Source organism: Kolteria novifilia (assembly GCA_007748055.1).
Taxonomy (GTDB): domain Bacteria; phylum Planctomycetota; class Planctomycetia; order Kolteriales; family Kolteriaceae; genus Kolteria; species Kolteria novifilia.
In genome coordinates this window covers 6,617,356-6,637,831 of record CP036279.1, presented here as the reverse complement: position 1 = coordinate 6,637,831, position 20,476 = coordinate 6,617,356, and the positions used below count along the sequence as shown (strand labels likewise).

General features: G+C 62.1%; 12 protein-coding genes and 1 pseudogene. 7 read left to right on the top strand and 6 right to left on the bottom strand.

Going from position 1 to position 20,476, the window contains the following annotated elements:
* Positions 1-9: 9 nt before the first annotated feature.
* On the bottom strand, positions 10-1,740 hold the full coding sequence (locus Pan216_RS24405; protein ID WP_145262273.1) for an alpha-keto acid decarboxylase family protein: 1,731 nt from the start codon (positions 1,738-1,740) through the stop codon (positions 10-12).
* A 292-nt stretch (positions 1,741-2,032) separates the two neighbouring features.
* Between Pan216_RS24405 and Pan216_RS24400 the strand changes: the two genes are divergently transcribed.
* Positions 2,033-3,325 carry a citrate synthase gene (locus tag Pan216_RS24400; RefSeq protein WP_145262271.1) on the top strand — a complete coding sequence of 431 codons (1,293 nt, stop codon included), beginning with the start codon at positions 2,033-2,035 and terminating at the stop codon, positions 3,323-3,325.
* Positions 3,326-3,576: 251 nt separating this feature from the next.
* Here the strand turns inward: Pan216_RS24400 and Pan216_RS24395 are convergent, their stop codons facing one another.
* On the bottom strand, positions 3,577-4,626 hold the full coding sequence (locus Pan216_RS24395; protein WP_145262270.1) for a toxin-antitoxin system YwqK family antitoxin: 1,050 nt from the start codon (positions 4,624-4,626) through the stop codon (positions 3,577-3,579).
* A 447-nt stretch (positions 4,627-5,073) separates the two neighbouring features.
* Here Pan216_RS24395 and Pan216_RS24390 point away from each other — a divergent pair, with 447 nt between their 5' ends.
* A complete protein-coding gene (locus tag Pan216_RS24390; protein WP_145262268.1) occupies positions 5,074-6,177 on the top strand; it encodes an LptF/LptG family permease in 1,104 nt (367 codons plus the stop codon).
* A gap of 455 nt (positions 6,178-6,632) precedes the next feature.
* Here Pan216_RS24390 and Pan216_RS24385 read toward each other — a convergent pair.
* From Pan216_RS24385 to Pan216_RS24375, 3 genes and pseudogenes are all read right to left on the bottom strand, one after another.
* A pseudogene (locus Pan216_RS24385) lies at positions 6,633-7,751 on the bottom strand (IS481 family transposase); the annotation flags it as partial.
* A 129-nt stretch (positions 7,752-7,880) separates the two neighbouring features.
* A complete protein-coding gene (locus Pan216_RS24380) occupies positions 7,881-9,683 on the bottom strand; it encodes an arylsulfatase (protein ID WP_145262266.1) in 1,803 nt (600 codons plus the stop codon).
* A gap of 166 nt (positions 9,684-9,849) precedes the next feature.
* Positions 9,850-10,572 (bottom strand): hypothetical protein, encoded by a 723-nt coding sequence (locus Pan216_RS24375; RefSeq protein WP_145262264.1) that lies wholly within the window; start codon positions 10,570-10,572, stop codon positions 9,850-9,852.
* Positions 10,573-10,790: 218 nt separating this feature from the next.
* Between Pan216_RS24375 and Pan216_RS24370 the strand changes: the two genes are divergently transcribed.
* Entirely contained in the window at positions 10,791-11,207 is a 417-nt protein-coding gene (locus tag Pan216_RS24370) for a hypothetical protein (RefSeq protein WP_145262263.1), read from the top strand.
* 2,236 nt (positions 11,208-13,443) lie between these two features.
* Here Pan216_RS24370 and Pan216_RS24365 read toward each other — a convergent pair.
* A complete protein-coding gene (locus Pan216_RS24365; RefSeq protein ID WP_419192936.1) occupies positions 13,444-15,132 on the bottom strand; it encodes a flagellar hook-basal body complex protein in 1,689 nt (562 codons plus the stop codon).
* A gap of 370 nt (positions 15,133-15,502) precedes the next feature.
* Between Pan216_RS24365 and Pan216_RS24360 the strand changes: the two genes are divergently transcribed.
* The 4 genes from Pan216_RS24360 (at position 15,503) to Pan216_RS24345 (ending at position 20,169) form a co-directional block, all read left to right on the top strand.
* Positions 15,503-15,823 (top strand): (2Fe-2S) ferredoxin domain-containing protein, encoded by a 321-nt coding sequence (locus Pan216_RS24360; protein ID WP_419193695.1) that lies wholly within the window; start codon positions 15,503-15,505, stop codon positions 15,821-15,823.
* Positions 15,824-16,009: 186 nt separating this feature from the next.
* A complete protein-coding gene (locus tag Pan216_RS24355; RefSeq protein ID WP_145262257.1) occupies positions 16,010-16,327 on the top strand; it encodes an Hpt domain-containing protein in 318 nt (105 codons plus the stop codon).
* A gap of 453 nt (positions 16,328-16,780) precedes the next feature.
* On the top strand, positions 16,781-18,706 hold the full coding sequence (locus Pan216_RS24350; RefSeq protein WP_419192935.1) for a DUF1549 domain-containing protein: 1,926 nt from the start codon (positions 16,781-16,783) through the stop codon (positions 18,704-18,706).
* A 182-nt stretch (positions 18,707-18,888) separates the two neighbouring features.
* Positions 18,889-20,169 carry a DUF1501 domain-containing protein gene (locus Pan216_RS24345; protein ID WP_145262253.1) on the top strand — a complete coding sequence of 427 codons (1,281 nt, stop codon included), beginning with the start codon at positions 18,889-18,891 and terminating at the stop codon, positions 20,167-20,169.
* Positions 20,170-20,476 lie beyond the last annotated feature (307 nt).

Sequence of the window (20,476 nt, the reverse complement as noted above, 5' to 3'; positions counted from 1 at the left end):
TCTTTCGACTTATTCGTTCGCGCCGTCTTCCGGCGGAACCACCCCCAATCGTGCCCCGAGCCTGCGCGCGACCCGTTCGAGAGCGTCGCTGCGATCGTAGGGATCGAGGTGGATGTTCAGCAAACTGAAACTGTCTCGGTTCGCGAGCGCCGCGCTGACCGACTTTTCCAGATCCTTCTCGGTCCGGACGTCGAAGCCCCAGCCGCCGCCGATCAATTCCGTGATCCGGTGGTAGTTCCAGTTCCCGATATCGTTGAACGAGCCATCCTTGATGAACCGTTCGGTCGTGTATCCCTTGTTGTTGAGGACGAAGACGATCGGGTTCTGCCCGAGCCGGAAGATCGTCGAGAGTTCCGTGCCGGTCATCTGGAACGCCCCGTCGCCGACGATCACGATTGGCCGGCAATCGGGGTCGGCCGCCTTGGCGCCGAGCGCCGCGGGGATGGCGAATCCCATCGAGGTGTAGTAAGCCGGACTCAGGAACTCCGTGCGTTTGCGGACCGTCAAATCGCCCCCGGCGAAGAGGGCGTCGCCGACGTCGCAGATGACCACCATCTCCTCGCTCAAGATCGAGTCGATCTTCTCGAAGAGCCGGCGAACGCTCACCGCGGTGTCGGGTTCCGGGGTGAAGGGGGAAGCTTCCGCCTTGGCCCGTTCGGGGAGCTTGGGGGCCGCGATGGTCATCTTCCGCTCCGACAACGCGCCCACGAAGTCCTCCAGAAGAACCGAATGGTAGTGGTGGTGACTGATCCGAAGGTCTTCGCTGGTCGCGACCAGGCAGTGCCTCGGGTCGAGGTTGGCGGTGTCGATCCCCAAATTGATGTCGGTGATGAAGGTCCCGAGCATCAGCAAGCAGTCGGAGTCTTCGACGACTTGCCGCGGCGTCTCCTTTCCCAAGGCCCCTTCGTAAACGCCGACATAGAGCGGGTGATTTTCGGGGACGACCGACTTGCCGAGCAGAGTGCTGGCCATGGGGAGCTTGTGCTTCTCGGCGAAGGCGATGACGTCGTCCTGAAGCCCGAAGCGATGGATCTCGACGCCGACGAGAATGGCGGGGCTCTTCGACTGGCCCAAGCGGCGGCCCGCTTCCTCGACCGCTTCGGTCAACTCGGCCTGATCGCTGGTGGGCTTCTCGCTGGCGGTCTCGTGGTCGAAGAGCGGCGTCATCCCGACCAGATCGCGCGGCAGTTCGAGGTAGCCCGGACGTTTGTAGCGCAGAATCGCGTCGATCACGCGGTCGGTGTCGCGGAAGGCGGTCAGCGGATCGTGCAGCACGGCGCCCGCGACGGTGATCTTCTCGAAGATGTCGCGCTGCGTCTCGAAATCACGCACCTTGTGATGGAGCAGCGCGTTGCGGCCTCGTTCGTTCATCCCGGGGGAGCCGCTGATGACCAGGAGCGGCGATTTCTCCGCGTAGGCCTGGGCCACCGAGTTGACGACGCTCAGTCCGCCGACGCAGTACGTCACGCACAACGCTCCCAGTCCCGCCACCCGCGCGTACGCGTCGGCGGCATAGCCCGCGCAGTCCTCGCGAGTCGTCCCAATCACGTCGATCGAGCTGGCGCAAAGTTCCTCGTAGAAGCCGAGTACGTAGTCGCCGGGAATGCCGAAGACGTGTCGCAGTCCAAGGCCTTCAAGGCGGCCGATGAGGTGTTGCGATATGGTCTTGGCACGTTTCTTGGAGGAAGGCGTCGAGCCACGACGCCCCTTCCGCGTGCCCGCTGCCTCGGCGCGAGACATGGTGGTACCTCCTTTGACGCTGGGAGAAAGGAAGGCCGAGTCGGTGGATGAGAAGTGCCCTTCATTATACGCCGGGCGACGAAGTGTCGGGGGTCGGCGCGGGGTGAGAGTGGCCGCCGGCGAGTCGGTGAATCACCAAGCATTCCGCCTGTAACGCCTTTGCCAATCGGATGATGGAGACGCGGACGCCTTTCGACGGCGGTACGATTGGATCGGCCGCCAAATGGGATAGAATCACCTGCATCGCGACCCTGAGACAGTTTGGAAACCCTACGAGCCGAGGCCCCGCCTGATGAGCAACCCCGAAAAGGCGACGTTGACCTACGATGGGCAGTCCATGGAAATGCCGGTGTTGACCGGTACCGAAGAAGAACGCGGTGTCGATATCACGCAGCTTCGTGGCGAGATGGGGTTGGTCACGCTCGATCCCGGCTACGGCAACACCGGATCGACCACCAGCAAGATCACCTTCATCGATGGCGAGAAGGGAATCCTTCGCTATCGCGGGATTCCGATCGAGGAACTCGCCGAGAAGTCGAGTTTCCCCGAGACGGCCTATCTGCTGATCAACGGCCATCTCCCGACCCATACCGAGCTCGACGACTTCGCCAGCGAACTCTCCAATCAAGCGATGATCCACGAGGACATGAAGCGGATCATCGATGCCTGTCCGGCCACGGTGCATCCGATGGCGATTCTCGGCTCGATGTGCCTGGCTCTTTCGAGCTTCTATCCCAACTCGATCAATATCAACAACAAGGAAGAGATCGACCACACGATCACGCTGATCCTCGCGAAGATGCCGACGATCGCCGCCTTCTGCTATAAGAAGCTACTTGGCCAGCCTTACGTCTATCCCAACAGCCGACTCAGCTACGCCGAGAACCTCCTGCAGATGATGCTCGCGCGTCCCTCGGAGCCCTTCGTCGTCGATCCCGACGCGGCCCGTGCCCTCGACTTGATGCTCATTCTCCACGCCGACCACGAGCAGAACTGTAGCACCTCGACGGTTCGGCTTGTCGGCAGTGCCGAGACCAACCTCTTCGCCACCATCGCCTCGGGCATCTGTGCCCTGTGGGGCCCGCTGCACGGCGGTGCCAACGAAGCGGTCGTCAAAATGCTCCAGCGGATTCACGAGGAGGGGGGCGATGTCGAGAAGTACGTCGCCAAGGCGAAGGACAAGTCGAGCAACGTTCGGCTGATGGGCTTCGGCCATCGGGTCTACAAGAACTTCGATCCGCGCGCCCGCATCATCAAGGCGAGCTGCGACCGGGTCCTCTCGAAGATGAAAAAGGGCGACGCGCTCTTGGACATCGCCAAGCGACTCGAGGAAGTGGCGCTGGCCGACGAGTACTTCGTCGAGCGTCGCCTTTACCCGAACGTCGACTTCTACAGCGGCGTGATCTACCGCGCCCTGGGCATTCCGACGAACATGTTCACCGTCATGTTCGCGATGGGTCGGCTCCCCGGCTGGATCGCCCACTGGAAGGAGATGCTCGAGACCCCCGGTCGCCGCATCGGCCGCCCGCGCCAGATCTACACCGGCCCCGCCAAACGCCGCTACTTGCCCGTCTCGGAGCGCTAGCAAACGTTCTTCGTCATCGTGGGCTGGGAATATCTTGTAGGGTGGGTCTTGATCCACCTTCATCTCCGGGTGCCCGTTTCCGGTCACTATGCCTTGGCACCTTGGGGCCATACCCACTCTTGCGTGGGCATGCTGATGTTCCCGGACTCTCTCCAGGATGCCACGGGCTGCTTGCCAGGCCAGTGTCCTCGCGACGATTGTCAGCTTCGTCGGGTCAACCTCGACCCTCCATCACCGTTGCCGGCGGAAACTCATCTCCCCGCTCCGCGCACCAACTCCCCATCCCGGAAGTAGTCCTCCGAGACAACCTTGCCATCCGCGTCGAGCAGTCGGCGCGGGCCGTGAAGCTTGCCGCCTTGGAAGTTGCTGACCATTGACCGGCCCCCTCCGAGCCACGTCTTGATCTGGCCGCTGAAGCGGTCCCGCGAACGTCCCATCTCGGGACGCCCCTCGTCGGAACTGGTCGGGTCGGCGGCGGCCGTGGAGTTCTCCTCGGAGGTCTCGGCATAGACCGCTTCGTCGACGATCGAACCCTCCTCAAGCTTGATCCCCGTCGGGCCCCACGCGATGAATGGGCCATCGCGACGGCCCTGGCGGTAGGTGACACGATCTTGACGCACCCCGCTGTCGTACCACCGAGCCCAAACCCCGTCGGGGAGACCGTCGGCGTAGTTTCCCTCCTGCCGCTTCTCCCCGTTGGGATGCCAGAAGACCCATGGGCCGACGCGGTCGCCTTGGTCGAAATTCCCCTCGGCCTCCCGTTCACCATTCTCGTGAAAGTAGCTCCACGGCCCGTGGGGCAACCCGCTCCGGTAGCTCCCTTCCGCCTTGGTTCCCCCCTCGGCATGGTAGTATGTCGCCGATCCCTCGAGTTGATCGTCGGCGTAGGTCTCGCGGAAGAGCAGATTCCCCTCGGCGTCCCACGCGAGGACCAAGCCCTCGCGTTTGCCGGCACGCAACTCCTCGGAGAGCGCCTTTTGGCCATTGGGGTGCCAGTCGATCCAGACCCCCTCTTGCAGGCCGTCGGCGAATTCGCCCTCGCGGGCCTTGCTACCGGAGGGGTGAAAGTAGACCCAGCGGCCGGTCTGCTCGCCGCCCTCGTAGAGGCCTTCGGACTCCTTCACGCCCGAGGGGTACCAGAAGACGAAGGGGCCGGTGGCGAGGCCGTCCTTGAACTTGCCGCGCGATTTGATCTGGCCGTTGGTGTGCTTGAGGACGACTTCGCGCGTTCCCTTGGCGCAGCCGCCGCCGACGACGCCAATCGACAAGAGGATCCAAAGGTAGCGAAACGCCCAACGCACGTCGATGGCTCAGGTCCCGTGGGTTCAGTATCTATCCCCGCCGCAAGGACTCCCCAGGGGAGCGTGCCACGTTCATGCCACTCTACCACGAATCTCCATGGATCGACTGGCGTGAATGGGCATCCCCGTCCTTTCGGTGAACGGTGTGGTGGCAACATTCGATCCTGATCAACATGGGAGTTCTGGGATGGCTACTGGAAGTCTCGGGGCAAGACTCTCTTCCGGCGTTAACCCTCTGTCCCCGGAGTTCGACCACCGTCCGCGACTTCTTGCGCGCTCCGGTACCCGAGAGTGAACATTCGTCCAAAGGGAATCGGTGGTGAAGCCACTCGCACAAGTCGATACGGAGTGGGGTTGAGCCGTTCCGCCTGGGACGTTATACGGCCCCCAAACCAGACAACGTGCCCCGCGGTTTGCTCAACGATTTCTCGACGGGATCCCTTCGCCATGCGGATCATGGACCGCTATCTCTTCGCGAACTTCGTCATCGCCTACGCGATCTGTTTTTCGAGTATGGTCGGCCTCTATGTCGTGATCGACCTCTTCTCGAACGCCGACGAGTTCATTGAGGACCACGCCGGAACGATCGCGTTTGTTCGCCGGGCGACGAAGTACTACGTCCTGCACTCGTTCGAGTACTACAACCGCCTCTCGCCCATCATTACCCAGATTGCCGCGATGGTGACGTTGGCCGCGCTGCATCGCCACAACGAGATCGTCGCCCTGCTGGCGGCGGGTGTGCCGACCAAGCGGGCGCTCGTGCCGATCATCTTCGGGGCGGGCTGCATGATCGGTTTTGGCGTTATCAACCGCGAGCTCATTCTGCCACGTTATTCCGAGCCCCTACAGCGACTGCACGAGGATATCGAAGCCAACAGGGATTTGTTGCCGACGAGTCACTTCGACCGCGACCACGTGTTGATTCGAGGCGAGACCGCCCACCGCGAGGACAAGCGGATTGAGAAGTTCAACGTCACGCTCCCCTTGGAACTCGGGGTGCATCCTCCCGAGCTTCGTTCCTCGGTGGCGTATTGGCGTCAGGATGAGAAGACGGGGCGTTGGGGTTGGCTGCTCATCAAACCCGACCCGTTGCCGACCGTCAAGAAGACCGCCGAGGGGGAGGAGGAGAAGGTCCGCATTCTCCCCGACGGCAACGCGTTTCTCTTCACCGACATCAGCTTCGGCGATATGATCCGGCGGCGCAACTGGATGGGGTTCGCGGGAACGTGGGAACTCTTGGCCGAATTGCAGCGCGGCGAGATCAAGGACCCGCGCAAGGTCCGCATCATCATCCACAACCGCTTGATGCAGCCGATCCTCAACCTGCTGTTGGTGCTGATCGGCATTCCCTTCGTGTTGCAATGGGAGCGTAAGAACATCTACCGAAGCATCTTCGTGTCGATGATCATCAGCGCGCTCTTTTTCGTGATCGACGCCTGCTCGGGCTATTTCGCCTCTCACGGCTACATCGACCCGCTCTCGGCCGCCTGGATCCCGGTCTTTCTCTTCGGTCCCGTCGCCCTCGGTCTCTTCACCCGCATCGGCACGTAGGGTTCTTCGTAGGTCAGTTCTTCGTAGGTCAGGCCATTGCCTGACTCTCCCCCTTTGTCCAAGGGGAGCCCATCTGACGCTCCCCCTTATCCAAGGGGAGCCCATCTGACGCTCCCCCTTATCCAAGGGGGAGTTGGAGGGGGGCTTCCTTGTCCTACGTTTAGGGCGCCCTCGTCCTTCTCTGGAAGAACGGTGGTCGAACCCGAATGCCTCGTCAGGCGATGGCCTGGCTTACAGGTGGAGGGAAGAAGAGCCCCCCTTATTCCCCCCTGTACGGGCCGGAGTCAAGGGTAACAGGTGTCCGGGGACATGGGTAACACGTCCTCTTCTTCGGTTTCGGGGGTGGAACGGACGGAGGGATCGCAGCGACCGCAGTCCGTGCCACCCCCGGATCCCTCGTTCAATCCCCTCGGGCGCCGACGGACCACCCGTCGGCGTTCACCACTGATCGACTGGTCCAGCTCACCGAGCCAAACTCGTCCAAACCACACTTCCCACACGCCATCGACGAGCGTCGGACGGAGTCCCACGTGCTCGCCAGAGAACGCCTGGCTCACGTACCACTGCTGACCCTGAAAATGGAACTCGCCCCGACGCTGAACCTTGCGAATCTCGTCGATCGGACTGAACTCCAACGGAGGCACCTCCTCCGGATAACGACGAGCACTCGCCTCGTAACGCTCCCCCGGTGGACGCATCCCCAACGACTCGTGTGGACGCTCGAAGTTGTACACCGACCGCCAGCGATCAAAACGCTCTTGCGATTGCTGAAGGTCCCGTAGCGGCCCTCCTTGCAGCACTTCCGCCTTCAAACTCTGGTGAAAACGCTCCAGCTTCCCCTGCGTCTGAGGATGACTCGGGCGGCCATGAAGCACCTGCACTCCCAACCGCAATAGCCACACCGTCAGCGGCGTCCAAGGACTCTCGCGGTCGTTGCCCCACGGAGCACCATTGTCCATCAGCATCGCCTCGGGAAGGCCATAGACGCGAAACGCGGCCGTCAACGCACCACGAACCGTCTCGCCACGCTCGTTGCCGAAGGCTTCGATCACCAGCGAGAAGCGGGAATGGTCATCCAGCATCGTCAGAGGATGACAACGCGTCCCGTCAGCAAGTCCGAAGTGACCCTTGAAATCCATCTGCCATAGCTCGTTGGGCCTCTCCCGCTCGAACCGCTGATAGGGGCCCAACGTCGATTCCTCACGAGGCGACAACTCCCCGTGACGCCTCAGAATCTCCGTGATCGTACTCGCCGCGGGTACCCCCGAGACTCCCCGGTCAAGCAAGAGCTGACGCAGCTTGCGACCACCCCATGACCTATTCATCTCTCGGTGAGCCGCCAGCACCACCGATTCCATCTCCTCGCTGGTCCGCCCTGGAGAAGAAACCGGACGACGCGAACGGTCCTCCAGCCCCGATCCGCCCGAAGCTTCGTACCTCGCCAGCCACTTGTAGCCAGTCTTGCGCGAGATGCCGAAGCGACGGCAAAGCTCCGACCTGTTCGCCCCCTCCTTCGACGCCAACTCCACAAACTCCCGACGAATCGTTTCCACACTCGCCACCTTCCAAGGCATCGCTCGACTCCTTCTGAAGAAGTCGCTTACGATACCCAAAAGGTGTTACCCATCTCTCCGAACAAGCGCCACCTATGTCCACAGTCCGTACACCCCCTAGGGCGAGGGGGGGACTGAAAATCTCTGGCGTCACTTCACCTTGCGGATCTCGACGCGCTTGACGCTGAAGTCGTCGGTGGCGGGCTTGGCCACGGAGAGAACGACCTTCGTCTCGCCCCGCGGGAGCGTGACGCTTCCCATCGGCAGGGCGGCCCACTTCTTCTCGCCGACCTCCTTGCGGCCCACGCGATTGGGGCCATGGACCTCCTCGGGGTCGAAGGCCCGGGTGATTGGCTTCTCGAGATTCGCGTCACCCACGCGAGCTTCGACCACTTTGCCGACGTCCTTCGCGGGACACGTGTAGTAGATCGTCACGTCATACGTTCCCGGATGGGCCACCTCGAGCGGCCACGTCGCGGTCGCCTCGGGGCTGGTGAACCCCTGGAGCCAGTCGTTGGCCCAGCCCGTTTTGCCATGAAAGTGCAAGCCGCTCATCTGGGCCTCGGGAGCGAGCAGGCTCACCGCTGGCGACTGCGAATGACCGACCTCGATCGGCCGCTGCCCAAAGCCCCCCTTGGTCACGTCCTTCTCCCACGCGGCGTACGCCTTGCCGAGACGGTCGACGATCGCGGGATTCTCCTTGGCGATGTTCTCCTTCTGGCCAGGATCGGTGTGCATGTCGTAGAGACGCCACGGCTGCTTCTTCGACTTGCGCGACATCCGGTGCCGCGACGTCCGCACCGCCATCGATGCGTCGTCCTTCCCCCGTCGGGCGTAGCGATGAAAGAGCGTTCGCTCGGGCCAGCCCTCGGTCTTCCCCTCGAGCAACGGCACCAGGCTCACGCCGTCGAGCTTCAGCGACGAGGGAACCGCGACGTGGCAGAGTTGCATGATCGTCGGCAACAGGTCGATGTGCGCCGCCAGCGGTTCGACCCGACGCGGCTTCAAGTGCCCAGGCCACGAGATGATGCACGGCACCCGCACCCCCCCTTCGTCGGTCGAGCCCTTGCGACCGAGCATGCCGCCGTTGTAACGCTTCGTGTTGGGACCGTTGTCGGTCAGGAAGATGACGATCGTCTTCTCCCGCAGGCCGAGGTCGTCCAGCGTCGAAAGCATCCGGCCGATGTTGTGGTCGAGGTTCTCCACCATCCCGTAGACGGTCGCGAGCTCGGGATCGAGCCCCTTGAGCCGGTACTTGTCGTAAGGCGTGTCGGGAACCTGGAAAGGCGAATGGGGCGCGTTGTACGGCACGTAGCAGAGAAACGGCTTCTCGCGGTTGGCCTCCATGAAGCCGATCGCGCGGTCGGTCAGGACGTCGCTGATGTAGCCCCGGCTCTTAAATTCGTTGCCGTTGTGCTCGAGCTGGGTGTCGAAGTAGAGCGTCCAGTGGCCCGCGCAGAAGCCGACGAACTCCTCGAAGCCCTGGCCGTTGGGGTGAAAGGGATAGTGCGAGCCGTTGTGCCACTTGCCAAAGCAGCCGGTGGCGTAACCCGCCTTGCCGAGCAACTCGGCGATCGTCACCTCCTCGGCGTTCATCACCTCGAGCCCGTGCGTCACCCCGCTGACACCGGTGCGCGCGTGGTAGCGGCCGGTCAGGACGCTCGCGCGGGTCGGGGCGCAGACGGGCGAGACGTAGAAGCGATCGAAGGTCACCCCTTCGGCGGCGAGCTTGTCGAGCACCGGCGTCTCGAGCACCTCGTTGCCGTGCGAGCCGAGATCTCCCCAACCCTGGTCGTCGGTCAGAATGAGCAAGACGTTCGGGTGTTCGACCTCCTCGGCGCCCAGAGCGTCGTGGGCACCAAGGGCGAGAAATGCCACCGCGATCAAGCCGACCCATGTTGGGGTTTGGTGGGGGAATCGGTGTTGGGGGAAACGAGTGACGGGGGCGCGCATCGGTTCGTGGTTCCTCGTTCGGGCAGGGTGGATGGTTCGCGCGTCGAGCGTGGCTCTCTCGTGAACCGGCGGTTCGGCGTGCCATTGTGACCTGGTCCGCGTGGAAGGTCAAACGATCCCCGTATTCTCCCGGCGGCGAATAGATCAACGGGCCGTTGGCGAGGTGCTACCCATCTCCCCGAACAACATTGTTCGGTGGGACGCTCGTCGCGGCGGGAGAGTCGACGTCGACAAGAGCATCGAAGTAGGCAAGCAAGCAGTCGCGACATAGACCGTGACTCGTCTTGGAAGGACTCGTGGCCACCCACTCGGGGACCCAGTGCCACGAAGGCTCCCCGTCGGCTTTCCGGACCCGTCGGCAGTAGGAGCACTGGATGATGAAGCCGTCTCGATCACGAAAGGTTTGCTCCTCGGGATGATGGAGGACGCGCCGCTCTTCGTGGGGACGACGCTCGGTGAGAAAGTGCAGGATCAAGAGGCCCGCTTGCCGGGGCAGGGGCAGGACGTTCATTTGGTACTCGCGGAACTCGTTGGGCGAGGAGCATTCGTAGCGATGATGCCAGGGGACCGACTTCTCCAAGCAGTGTCGGAGGTTCGTCTCGAAGAAGGACTTTAGCGGACCGTGGATGCCATCGAGTATGTTCCTTCCCAGCCCCCAGCGGTCGGACTCTTCCGGCCGAGGATGGTGTTGTTTCAGAGCGAGGAACCACCCCTTATTGAGGAACGCGAGTCGCAGATCGGGCCAGGTGCCGCAGACGACCGTCTCGTCGTCGACCTCGAGCTGATGGAGAAAGGGATCGAGGAGGGACGCGAACTCCGGATCGAGACGAGCTCGCGCGGAACTGATCGTTGCGTCCGCGTCGGCCGTCGGGCGAATCCCAAGCGTCATCAAGTAGGCCTCCAGCGATGGAGAGGGCGCAGGGGTAGACGTTTGTTCCCACAGGCTACCACTCCACTCTAGCGCTCCGGCCCGATTCGCAAGCCGATTCGTCGACTTTTGGCGCCGGATTATCGCTGGAGAGCTCAACGTATCCCCGTTGGCACGCAGGGGTGGTGCGATCGTTGTAGGCGGGACGGTCGAGATGCGCCAAGAGGTAACGTTGTTCCATGATGACCGAAACCGAAGCAAGATCGCGAGGGGAAGGGGGCAAACGTCCCTCCCGCTGGCGCCGGCGACTAGTCATCGTCGGGAGTCTCCTCCTTTTGCCCGTTCTCGCGTGGTCGGTGTGGTACTACCTCGCTTGGCGGGAGCGTCAAGCCGAGATCGCCAAGATCCGCGCGGAGGGTGAGCTGGTTTGGTTCTCGGAGATCAAGCCGGAGGCCGAGGAGATCGGTGGCGAAACCGCGACCCCCTTGGTGATCGAGACGATGCGGATTAAGGAGCGTCACCGCATTCAGTGGGTGATCAACAAGGGGCCAAAGCAGTGGATGGCGGTGCGGGATGGTTTCTGGAAAGCCCTCGAACCGCCGCTGCACTTCCCCTACGACTACGGCACCCGCGATCCGTGCGGCTTCGAAACGTGATCATCTCGGATCGGGCCGCAATGCTGTCCTGCATGGAGTTCGCCACGCCGGAAAGCCTGGAGGGATTCCCGAAGCTCAAAGCCGTTCGGCTTTCGAAGATAGTGCCGCCTTGGGCGACCGAGCGGCTCCCAATCGACCCGACAAATTCGAAGGCGAGGTGGCTCTGGTCGACGCCCAACCGACCATGGATGCTCCGTCATCAAACTCACGTTCTGTGTTCGACAAGCGAACTGGCCGAGATCATCGGCACCCCCGGTCCCGAGGGGGAAGCCCGCTCCTCTACGAGAACGATGCAACGGGGTTCGTCATCCGCAACCTGGGGATGGACGGCATCGATGACCATGATGATCCCGGTAAAGACTGGCCCGAAGCGATGTTCAGGGTGGCGCGAGAGAAGGAACTCGGGGAAGAGTCAGGCAAATAGCCTGACCTACAAGTCTCTTGACGAGGTAACGGTCGACCAACCCGATCGAGGTCCTCCCGATTCGAGGAGAGGGCCTGGCCCTATGCCGAAGGCATTGACTAGCGAAGCCCAGGGTCGCGTTTCGCGCACCCTGGGTTGGGATCACGCCGCGTGCCGGAAACCCTGGAAGGGTTTTCTAAAGGAGGTGAGAGGGGGCCGCTCCGTGGCGCGGAGGGTTAAAAAACACCTTCGGCGTTTGGAGGATGTCTGGTCGGTCCCCAGGGTGCGCAAAGCGCGACCCTGGGCTTCATTAGACAACGGCGTTGCCGTTAAAGAAAGAGGAACGGTCGTCGGAATCGGTGACGTCGACGGGTAAACGTCAATCGTCAACGGCATTGCGGTTGAAGAAAGAGGCACGGTCGTCGGAATCGGTGACGTCGATGGGTGAACGTCAATTGTCAACGGCATTGCGGTTGACGAGGGTTGAATGATGCCGTCGAGATCTCATGTTCCTCAGATCGCCGGTTCTTGATGGGTACTCGATGCAACAGGGGGGCTGCGTTGAGGGCCTGGCCCTATGCCGAAGGCATTGACTAACGAAGCCCAGGGTCGCGTTTCGCGCACCCTGGGTTGGGATCACGCCGCGTGCCGGAAACCCTGGAAGGGTTTTCTAACGGGGGCGGGAGGGGGCCGCTCCGTGGCGCGGAGGGTTAGAAAACACCTTCGGCGTTTGGAGGATGTCTGGTCGGTCCCCAGGGTGCGCGAAGCGCGACCCTGGGCTTCATTAGACAACGGCGTTGCCGTTGAAGAAAGAGGCACGGTCGTCGGAATCGGTGACGTCGACGGGTAGACGTTGATCGTCAACGGCGTTGCGGTTGACGAGGAGGGGCGGTCGTCGGAATCGGTGACGGTCGATGGGTGAACGTTGATCGTCAACGGCGTTGCGGTTGACGAGGAGGAACGGTCGTCGGAATCGGTGACGTCGACGGGTAAACGTTGATCGTCAACGGCGTTGCGGTTGACGAGGAGGGGCGGTCGTCGGAATTGGTGACGTCGATGGGTGAACGTTGATCGTCAACGGCGTTGCGGTTGACGAAAGAGGCACGGTCGTCGGAATCGGTGACGTTGATGGGTGAACGTCAATCGTCAATGGCGTTGCGGTTGAAGACGTTGGTGGCGATCAGAGCTTGTCTCGGCAAGGGGGGAGAGAAGAAGACCCTCTATCTCCCCCTTGGGCAAGGGGGAGCAATAAGAAGTCGCTTGGACAAGAGGGAGCGATGTCGAGGTAGGTGTTGAATCGTCGAACGGGTTTGTTCCAATGGGGACTGCCACCTCTCGGGGCGATGAAAGCAAGTCGCCTATCTTCACGTGTTGAGGACGAATGGGTCACCAACAGACCTCGAACTCTTCCCGTTTGCTCCCATTCTCATCAAAAAAGGACCGATTTTGAACCGATTTGGCCCCGTTTTGCGCACGTTTTGGGGGGCTGCTTTCAGCCGTGTTGGAATACGGCGGGTCGAAATGAGCCACGGCGGCCAAGGGCGTTCGAAAATAATCGAGAGTAGCTGTTCGTTCTTGAGGCGGCGCGGGCTAAGATCGAGACGCCGACACTTCTATTGTCATGTCTAAGAATGACGTCTAAAAATCGTGCGTTTTTGTCGTTGGTTGAGCGACGTGGAAAACGGATCGTTTCAGCCTGCCTGACAATGGAGCGTCGAAGCCCAAATCTGGCGGGCCACAGGCCTGTCCTACGAGCTCGCCTCCTCGCCGCTAGCCCTTCTCCCAGTGGGAGAGGGGGAACTGCCGATGATGACACTTACTTTCGGCCCCTCGTTAGCGCGGCAACGCGATGAGGGCGTCGAAGATATCCTGACTGGTGGCGACGGTGCGGGTGTTGGCGACGAAGGCGGTCGAGGCGACGATCAGGTCGACTAAGCTCATCGTGACGTCGACGTTCGAGCCCTCAAGGGCCCCGGCCAGCAGGCCGCCGGTGACGTCGTTGGGGGCGCCGATCGCGACGACGTTGCTGTTGGGCCCGAGCGAGTAGAGACTGTCGGGTTCGACGAGTAGGCCGCTGGGGTTGTCGATCTGGGCGAGGACGATTTGTCCGAGAGGGCGGACTTGCCCGTTGGAGAAGAGGCCGGAGAGGACGCCGTCCTCCTCGATGGCGAAGTCCTCGAGCGTGCCGGGGGGGAAGCCGTCTTGGTTGGCCAGGACAATCTGACTCGTCGCGACCGCCAGGGCCTGGATGCCGTCGACATCGATGGTGATCGTTTGGGGCACTCCTCCTCGGGTGATGGTGATCTCGTTGCCGACGACGTCGGTCAAGTTGCCGTTGGTGTCGAAGGCGAGGGTTGCCATCCCGACGGTGCGGTCGATGCCGTCGGCGACTTCATTGGCGGAGCTGGAGAAGATCATCTGGAAGACCGAGCCGGTGTTGTTGACCTCGTCGAGATAGATCGAGGCGGTGACCGGCAAGGCGTCGCCGACGTTGTCGAAGACCTCGAACTGGAGGCCCGCGGACTCGCCGTTGGCGGTCTGTGCTCGGTCCTCGAAAGGGAGGTTGTAGCTCCCGAGCGTGCCGTCCGCGACGGTTTCGACCACGAAATCGCTGGTCGAGACCGAGAAGTCGTTGATCGTTCCCAGGTTACCGGTGAGCCGGACTTGCCCGGTGTCGAGGATCGTCGCGCCCGGTTCGTTGCCGGCCGGCTGTTCGAGGTCGGTGTCGATCTGGAGCGTGCCGACGATGAAGTTGGTGAGGGTCGAGAGCGGGTCGGTCGGGTTCAGGATGATCGAGGCCGGGGCGGGCGTCAAGTCGGAGCCCGAGGGGGTGTAAGTGATCGTGACCGCTTCGGTGAAGGCGCCGCTGCCGTCATCGATGATCGGCTGGCCATCGACGGTGACGTCGGCCAAGGGCGTGTTGAGATCGGTGGTGTTGGTCGCGAGCGAGTCGAGGATGGTGGCGTCGGTGGCGATCTCGCCGGTCGGGTCGACGGCTCCCTCGAGGCTGGCGGTGGTCGTTTCGCCGGCGATCGTCAGGGTGCCGATCGGGATGTTGAGGTTGCCGATCTCATCGGTGATGTTGAAGTCGGCGTCGACTTGGAATCCCTGGACGGTGAGTCCCTCGGCGGTGGAGAGATCACCATTGGCGTCGAGTTGCAGGGCGCCGTTGCGGGTAAAGAACTGTTGGCCGAAGGCGTCCTCGACGACGAGGAAGCCGGCGCCATCGATGAAAACGTCGGTGGAGATGCCGGTGGTGATCAGGGGGCCGATGCTAAAGTCGGTCGTGACCGCTCCGATCTCGACGCCGAGGCCGAACTGGATCGGGTTGGAGCCGGCGGTGTCGGCGGTCACGGGGGTGCCCGGGTTTTCGAGCAGGACCAGCGAGTTGACGATCTCGGCGCGGAACTCCTTGTAGGCCGTTGAGTTCACGTTGGCGATGTTGTTGCCGATGATCTCGATGTCGGTCGAGTAGGTGTTCAGGCCGGTGATCGCGATGTCGAGTGATCGGGCGATGCCCACGCGTATGCTCCCTGGTGTCGGTCGTCGTCGGTCGTTTGCTGGCAAGGGGTATCAGGAGGATCGTCATCTCGCCGGTGAATCATGAAGGCGTGGCGGCAGTTCTCCGCAGGGAGGAGGGTCGTCGGCGCGGGCCGGCGGGGTTGCAGCGGTTGTGCGCCGGGGAGACCACGACACGCCCGCCCATATGATGATCGGAGTCGGCGGCGCTGGCCCGTTGAGGGGTGACTTCGCTGGCCCGTAGAGGGCGAAGGTCGGCGAGCGGGGGGCACGGCGGTGGAGGGGCGAGACTTCGATGAGTAGCGACGAGGCCCGCGAGCATCAGCGGGCGAAGGCCGAGAAGCTTGGCATCCCGGTGATCAAGCGTCACATCATGCTCTGTTGCGATCAGAAGGTGCCGGAGTGCTGCGACCGGGAGCGGTCGTTGGTGGCGTGGGAGTACCTAAAGGGTCGACTCAAGGAGCTGAAGCTGAGCGAGCAGGGGGGGATCTTCCGGACGAAGGCGAACTGTTTAAGGATTTGTGAAGGGGGGCCGATCGCGGTGGTCTACCCGGAAGGGACTTGGTATGCCGACTGTGATCCGCCGGTGCTTGAACGGATCATCCAGGAGCACCTCGTCGGCGGGTTGCCGGTGCGGGAGTACGAGATCATGTCGCGGCCCCTTGATTGCCCGAGCGATCAAGCGGACGGCTAGGGGCCAGGAGGCGTGATCGGGAGAAGAGACGAACTCGCTTGCGATCCAGGTTTGATGAACTAGAGTTTCTGCGGTTGGCGTGCCCGTTGCGACAATCTTGATGATTGTGATTTGACAAACGCTTGTCAGGCATAAGTTGGTTTGCGAGGATGACCCGCCGTGAGCTCGCCGAAGGACTGCGCCCTTATGGAACCTCTCCGTTCTGATTTCGCCGACGATGCCGAGATGAGGGAACTCCTCGTCGAGTTCGCGGAAGGTCTCAAGGAGACGATCGCTGTCCTCATGAAGAGCGTGGAGGAGAAAGATGCTCCAGCCCTTCGCCGCGTGGGCCATCAACTCAAGGGGGCCGGGGGCGGTTACGGCTACGGCTCGATCACCGAAGCCGGGGCCCGGCTCGAGGAGTCGGTCGATGCCGCCGACGGCGTGGACGAAAGCGTGCAGAAACGAACCGGCGAACTAATTTTGCTCTGCCAGCGGGCACGACTGGGCGTCCAGGATTTCTGAGTCAGTGTAAGCTTCTTTCTCGAAACGGTTTGCGGTTTGCCTCTTGGTCGGGTTCTTTCCGGTATCTTCAAGCCTCATTTCCCTCGCTTCCCCCTTCAATTCATCGTTCTCCTGGGTTATCATTAACAATGGAAAAGAACGTCCGTTTCCCGTTCGTGGGCGCGGAGAGGTTCCACTTTGTTCGTCGAGATTCGACGAATGGGGACGTTTCCTCGTACGAATCGGGGGAGGTGTGGCGTTTTCTTCACGGATGCCCGCAATTTTTCGGTCCCAAAACCGGGAACTCGGGAACTCTTCCCCGGCAAGGGCATCTAACGATAGTGTTGTGGCGGCATCCCAAGCACGCTTGCCATAACTTGTGACCTGGACCGGACTTTCCTTGAGTTTTCACGCTTGAACCTTGGTTTCGCTCAAGGCCCGGTTGGGGTGTTGTTGCCCATGGGAGATGTGAAGATGACGATTGGCTCTCGAGAGCGCCTCCTGAGCGGCTATCGACTCGCGATCGCGGTCGGCCTCTGCGTGCCCGCCTTAATGCTCGTGTTCGCGGCTGGCCCGACGGCGCACGGACAGTCGATGAAGAAACCCAACAAGGGCGCGATGGCGGGCAAGAAGGGGGCAACGGGATCGGGCTCGATGTCCGCGCTCGACCGGCTTCGTCAGCTCCGAAAGGAACGCGAACGGACGGAGCGCCGTTCGGGGACTCCCAAGAAGACCGGTGACGGCCAGTACTCCTGGGCGACACCCGACGACGTCACCTACATCGACGAAGCCCTCGGCGAGGAGTGGAGCTACCTCGGCTTCCCCGTCTCTCAGCAATGTACCGATGGCGAGTTCCTGCGGCGCGCGTCGCTCGACATCATCGGTCGCATCCCGACGCTCGAAGAGTCGGAGACCTTCTTCCGCGACAAGTCCGCCAAGCGTCGCGAGAACCTGGTCAACCGCTTGCTCGCGTCGGAGGACTTCGGCAAGAACATGGCGAATATCTGGACCAAGCTGCTTATTCCCAGCGGTCCCGATTTCGACGACGAAGAGACCAACCGTGAAGCGTTCCACGCCTGGCTCGAGCGCGAGTTCAACCGCAACACGCCGTGGGACAAAGTCGCTTACGAGATGATCTCGGCGCGCGGCGAGTGGCAGGAGAACCCGGCCGTCAACTTCATCCTCGCCCACAAGCAGGGAGATCGGACGGCGGACGTCACCTCCTACTTCACCCGCAACATTCTTTCGGTGCAGACCCAGTGTACCGAGTGTCACGCTCATCCCTGGAACGAGTGGAAGCAGCACCACTTCCACGGGCTCAACGCGTTCTTCATCGGGACCAAGGAGTTCGAGAAGGAAGAACTCGACGAGCGCGGCGACACCTACACCGCGTCGATCACGCTCGAGGAGATTCCCTACCAGGAACTCGCCGACGGTGGGACCTACTTCATGCTGCGAAACGGCATGCAGGTCTACACGCCGCCGCGCTATCTCGACGGCCGTTCGATCAACGACTTGATGCTCGGTGAGAAGGCTCGTGAGCCGGGCTCGCGGGAAGATGCCGGTTTGACCTTCAGCGCCGAACTCGATCTCTTGCTCAATCCCGACATGTCGGTTCCCGACACCGGCGATCCGATCTACCTTCGGGAAGTGCTCGCGAAGACGGTCACGTCCGACGACGATCCCTACTTCGCGCAGTCGATGATCAATCGCCTCTGGTACCAGTTCTTCGGCCACAGCTTCATCAAGAACGTCGACGACTTCGACAACGGCCAGGACGAGCCGACGATGCCCGATCTGCTCGATCGGCTCGCGGAGGACTTCAAGAAGAACGACTACGACGTCAAGCGGGCCATTCGCTGGATCTGTAGCTCCGACGCCTACGGCCTCAGCACCAAGCAGCGCGGTCGCGACGCGGAGGCGGCGATCGGCTTCTTCACCTTCCAACTCGTCAAGCCGATGTCGCCGGAGCAGCTCTACGACTCACTGATGGCGTTGACGCGTTACGATCGTGCCAGCCGCTCGATGGACCCGGCTCGCGAACGAGCAATGTTCATCAACGCGATCATGCGGACCTTCACGTCGGATCAGTTGGCGACGACGACGCCGGCGTTCGAGGGATCGATCAGCCAGGCGCTGATGATGATGAACAGTCGCCTGATTCATCAAGCGACGCGGGCGACGCCCGGAACGTTTCTGCACGAGCTCGTGGGCAATACCGAGAAGAAGACCGATGACAAGGTGGAGGACCTCTTCATGGTGGCCCTTTGCCGTCGGCCGATGGGCCAGGAGCGTAAGGCGCTTAGCGTGCTGCAACGCAACTCGCGCAGCGAAGAGGAATTTCTGCAGGATGTGATGTGGGCCTTGGTGAACTCCAACGAGTTCCTTCTGAATCACTAAGGCGACCGGAGATGTTGAGGGGAGGGCACCGGCCACGCCCGAGGCTGGTGACGAGATCGACGACGATCGCTCGCTCCCGATGATTTGCTGGATGACCCCGAACAGGGAGGGAGCGGCGCGGTTTGTCGCTCTGCCCCAGAATCCCCTGACCCAGGATAACGGACGACGAAAGGAACAGACGAATGGCGATCACGCGTCGACACTTTGTCAAGCACATGACCGCGGCCGGGAGCATGGCGCTGCCCATGTCCCAGTGGATTCAGTCTGCTCACGCCGCCCGCGAGAGTGGCAAGGCGCCCAAGACGCGCAGCATGATCCTGCTTTGGATGAGCGGCGGGCCGGCCACGATCGACATCTGGGACCTCAAGCCGGGCAGTAAGAACGGCGGTGAGTTCAAGCCGATCCAAACGACCGGTTCGGGCCAGATCTGCGAGCACCTGCCGCAACTCGCCAAGCAGATGAAGCACCTGAACATCATCCGCTCCTATTCGAGCCGCGAGGCCGACCACGCTCGGGGCACGTACCTGAATCACACGGGGTTCCCCCCGCTGCCGACGGTCGTGCACCCCGCGATCGGCGCTTGTGTCGCAAAGTTCAACTCCCCCGAGAGTCTTGAGATCCCTGGCAATGTCAGCCTGGGCGCGGGTGGTCAGGGCGTGAGCCCGGGCTTCCTCGGGATGACGTACGCTCCCTTCCGCGTCAACGCGGGTCGGCCGGTGCCGAACACGATCACGCCGGTCAGCGACGTTCGCCACGCGAGCCGCGCCGAACTCTGGAACGCGATCGAGACCGGCTTTGTCAAGCAGCGTCGCGGTGGTCTTCCCGAAGATCACTCGGCGATCTACGGCAAAGCCCACAAGCTCATGGGCTCGACCTTGCTCGATGCCTTTGACATTTCCAAAGAGCCGGAGAACATGCAGGCTCGCTACGGCGATCACCAGTTCGGCAAGAGCTGCCTGCTCGCCCGTCGTCTCGTCGAGAACGGCGTCCCGTTCATCGAGGTCGGCCTCGGTGGTTGGGATATGCATAACGGGATTTTCGAAGCTCTCGCCGGGGCGCCCATGAACGGCGGACCGTCACGGCTCAAGCAAGTCGACGATGGCTTCTCCGCGTTGGTCGAGGACCTGGTGCAACGCGGTCTGTGGGAGACGACCACGATCGTTTGGATGGGCGACTTTGGTCGGACGCCGAAGATCAACATCGACGGTGGTCGCGATCACTGGCCCCGTTGTTGGTCGGTGGTCTTGGGCGGTGGCGGCATGAAGGGCGGCGAAGTCGTTGGAGCCACCGATAAGGATGGCGTCGCGATCGTCGACGAGCCGGTCGAGGTCTCGAACCTCTTCGCGTCGCTCTACAAGTCGGTCGGGATCGAACCGACGACGGAACTGCGTTCGCCCAACGGACGTCCGCTCCGTTTGAGCGGACTCTTCGGTGACGGCCAGTACATCAAGCAACTCTTCTAGGCGAGGAGCCCCCCCTCTTTCCCCCCTTGGACAAGGGGGGACGTAAGAGGCTCCCCCTTCGACAAGGGGGGAGCGTTGGCGTTGGCCAAGTTCGTGCATGGCTACCCGCCGGTCTCGCTTACGCAATCAACCCCTCTACAATCAATCGGGAGTCGGTCCTCGTGATCGGCTCCCGATTGTTCGTTCTTGGGGAACCGATCGGCTTCGGTTGATCTCTCATCGGCAAGAGGGCATTCCGAACGCTTCCCCTTGGACAAGGGGCGACGTAAGAGGCTCTCCCCTTGTCGAGACGGACACGATAGCGACG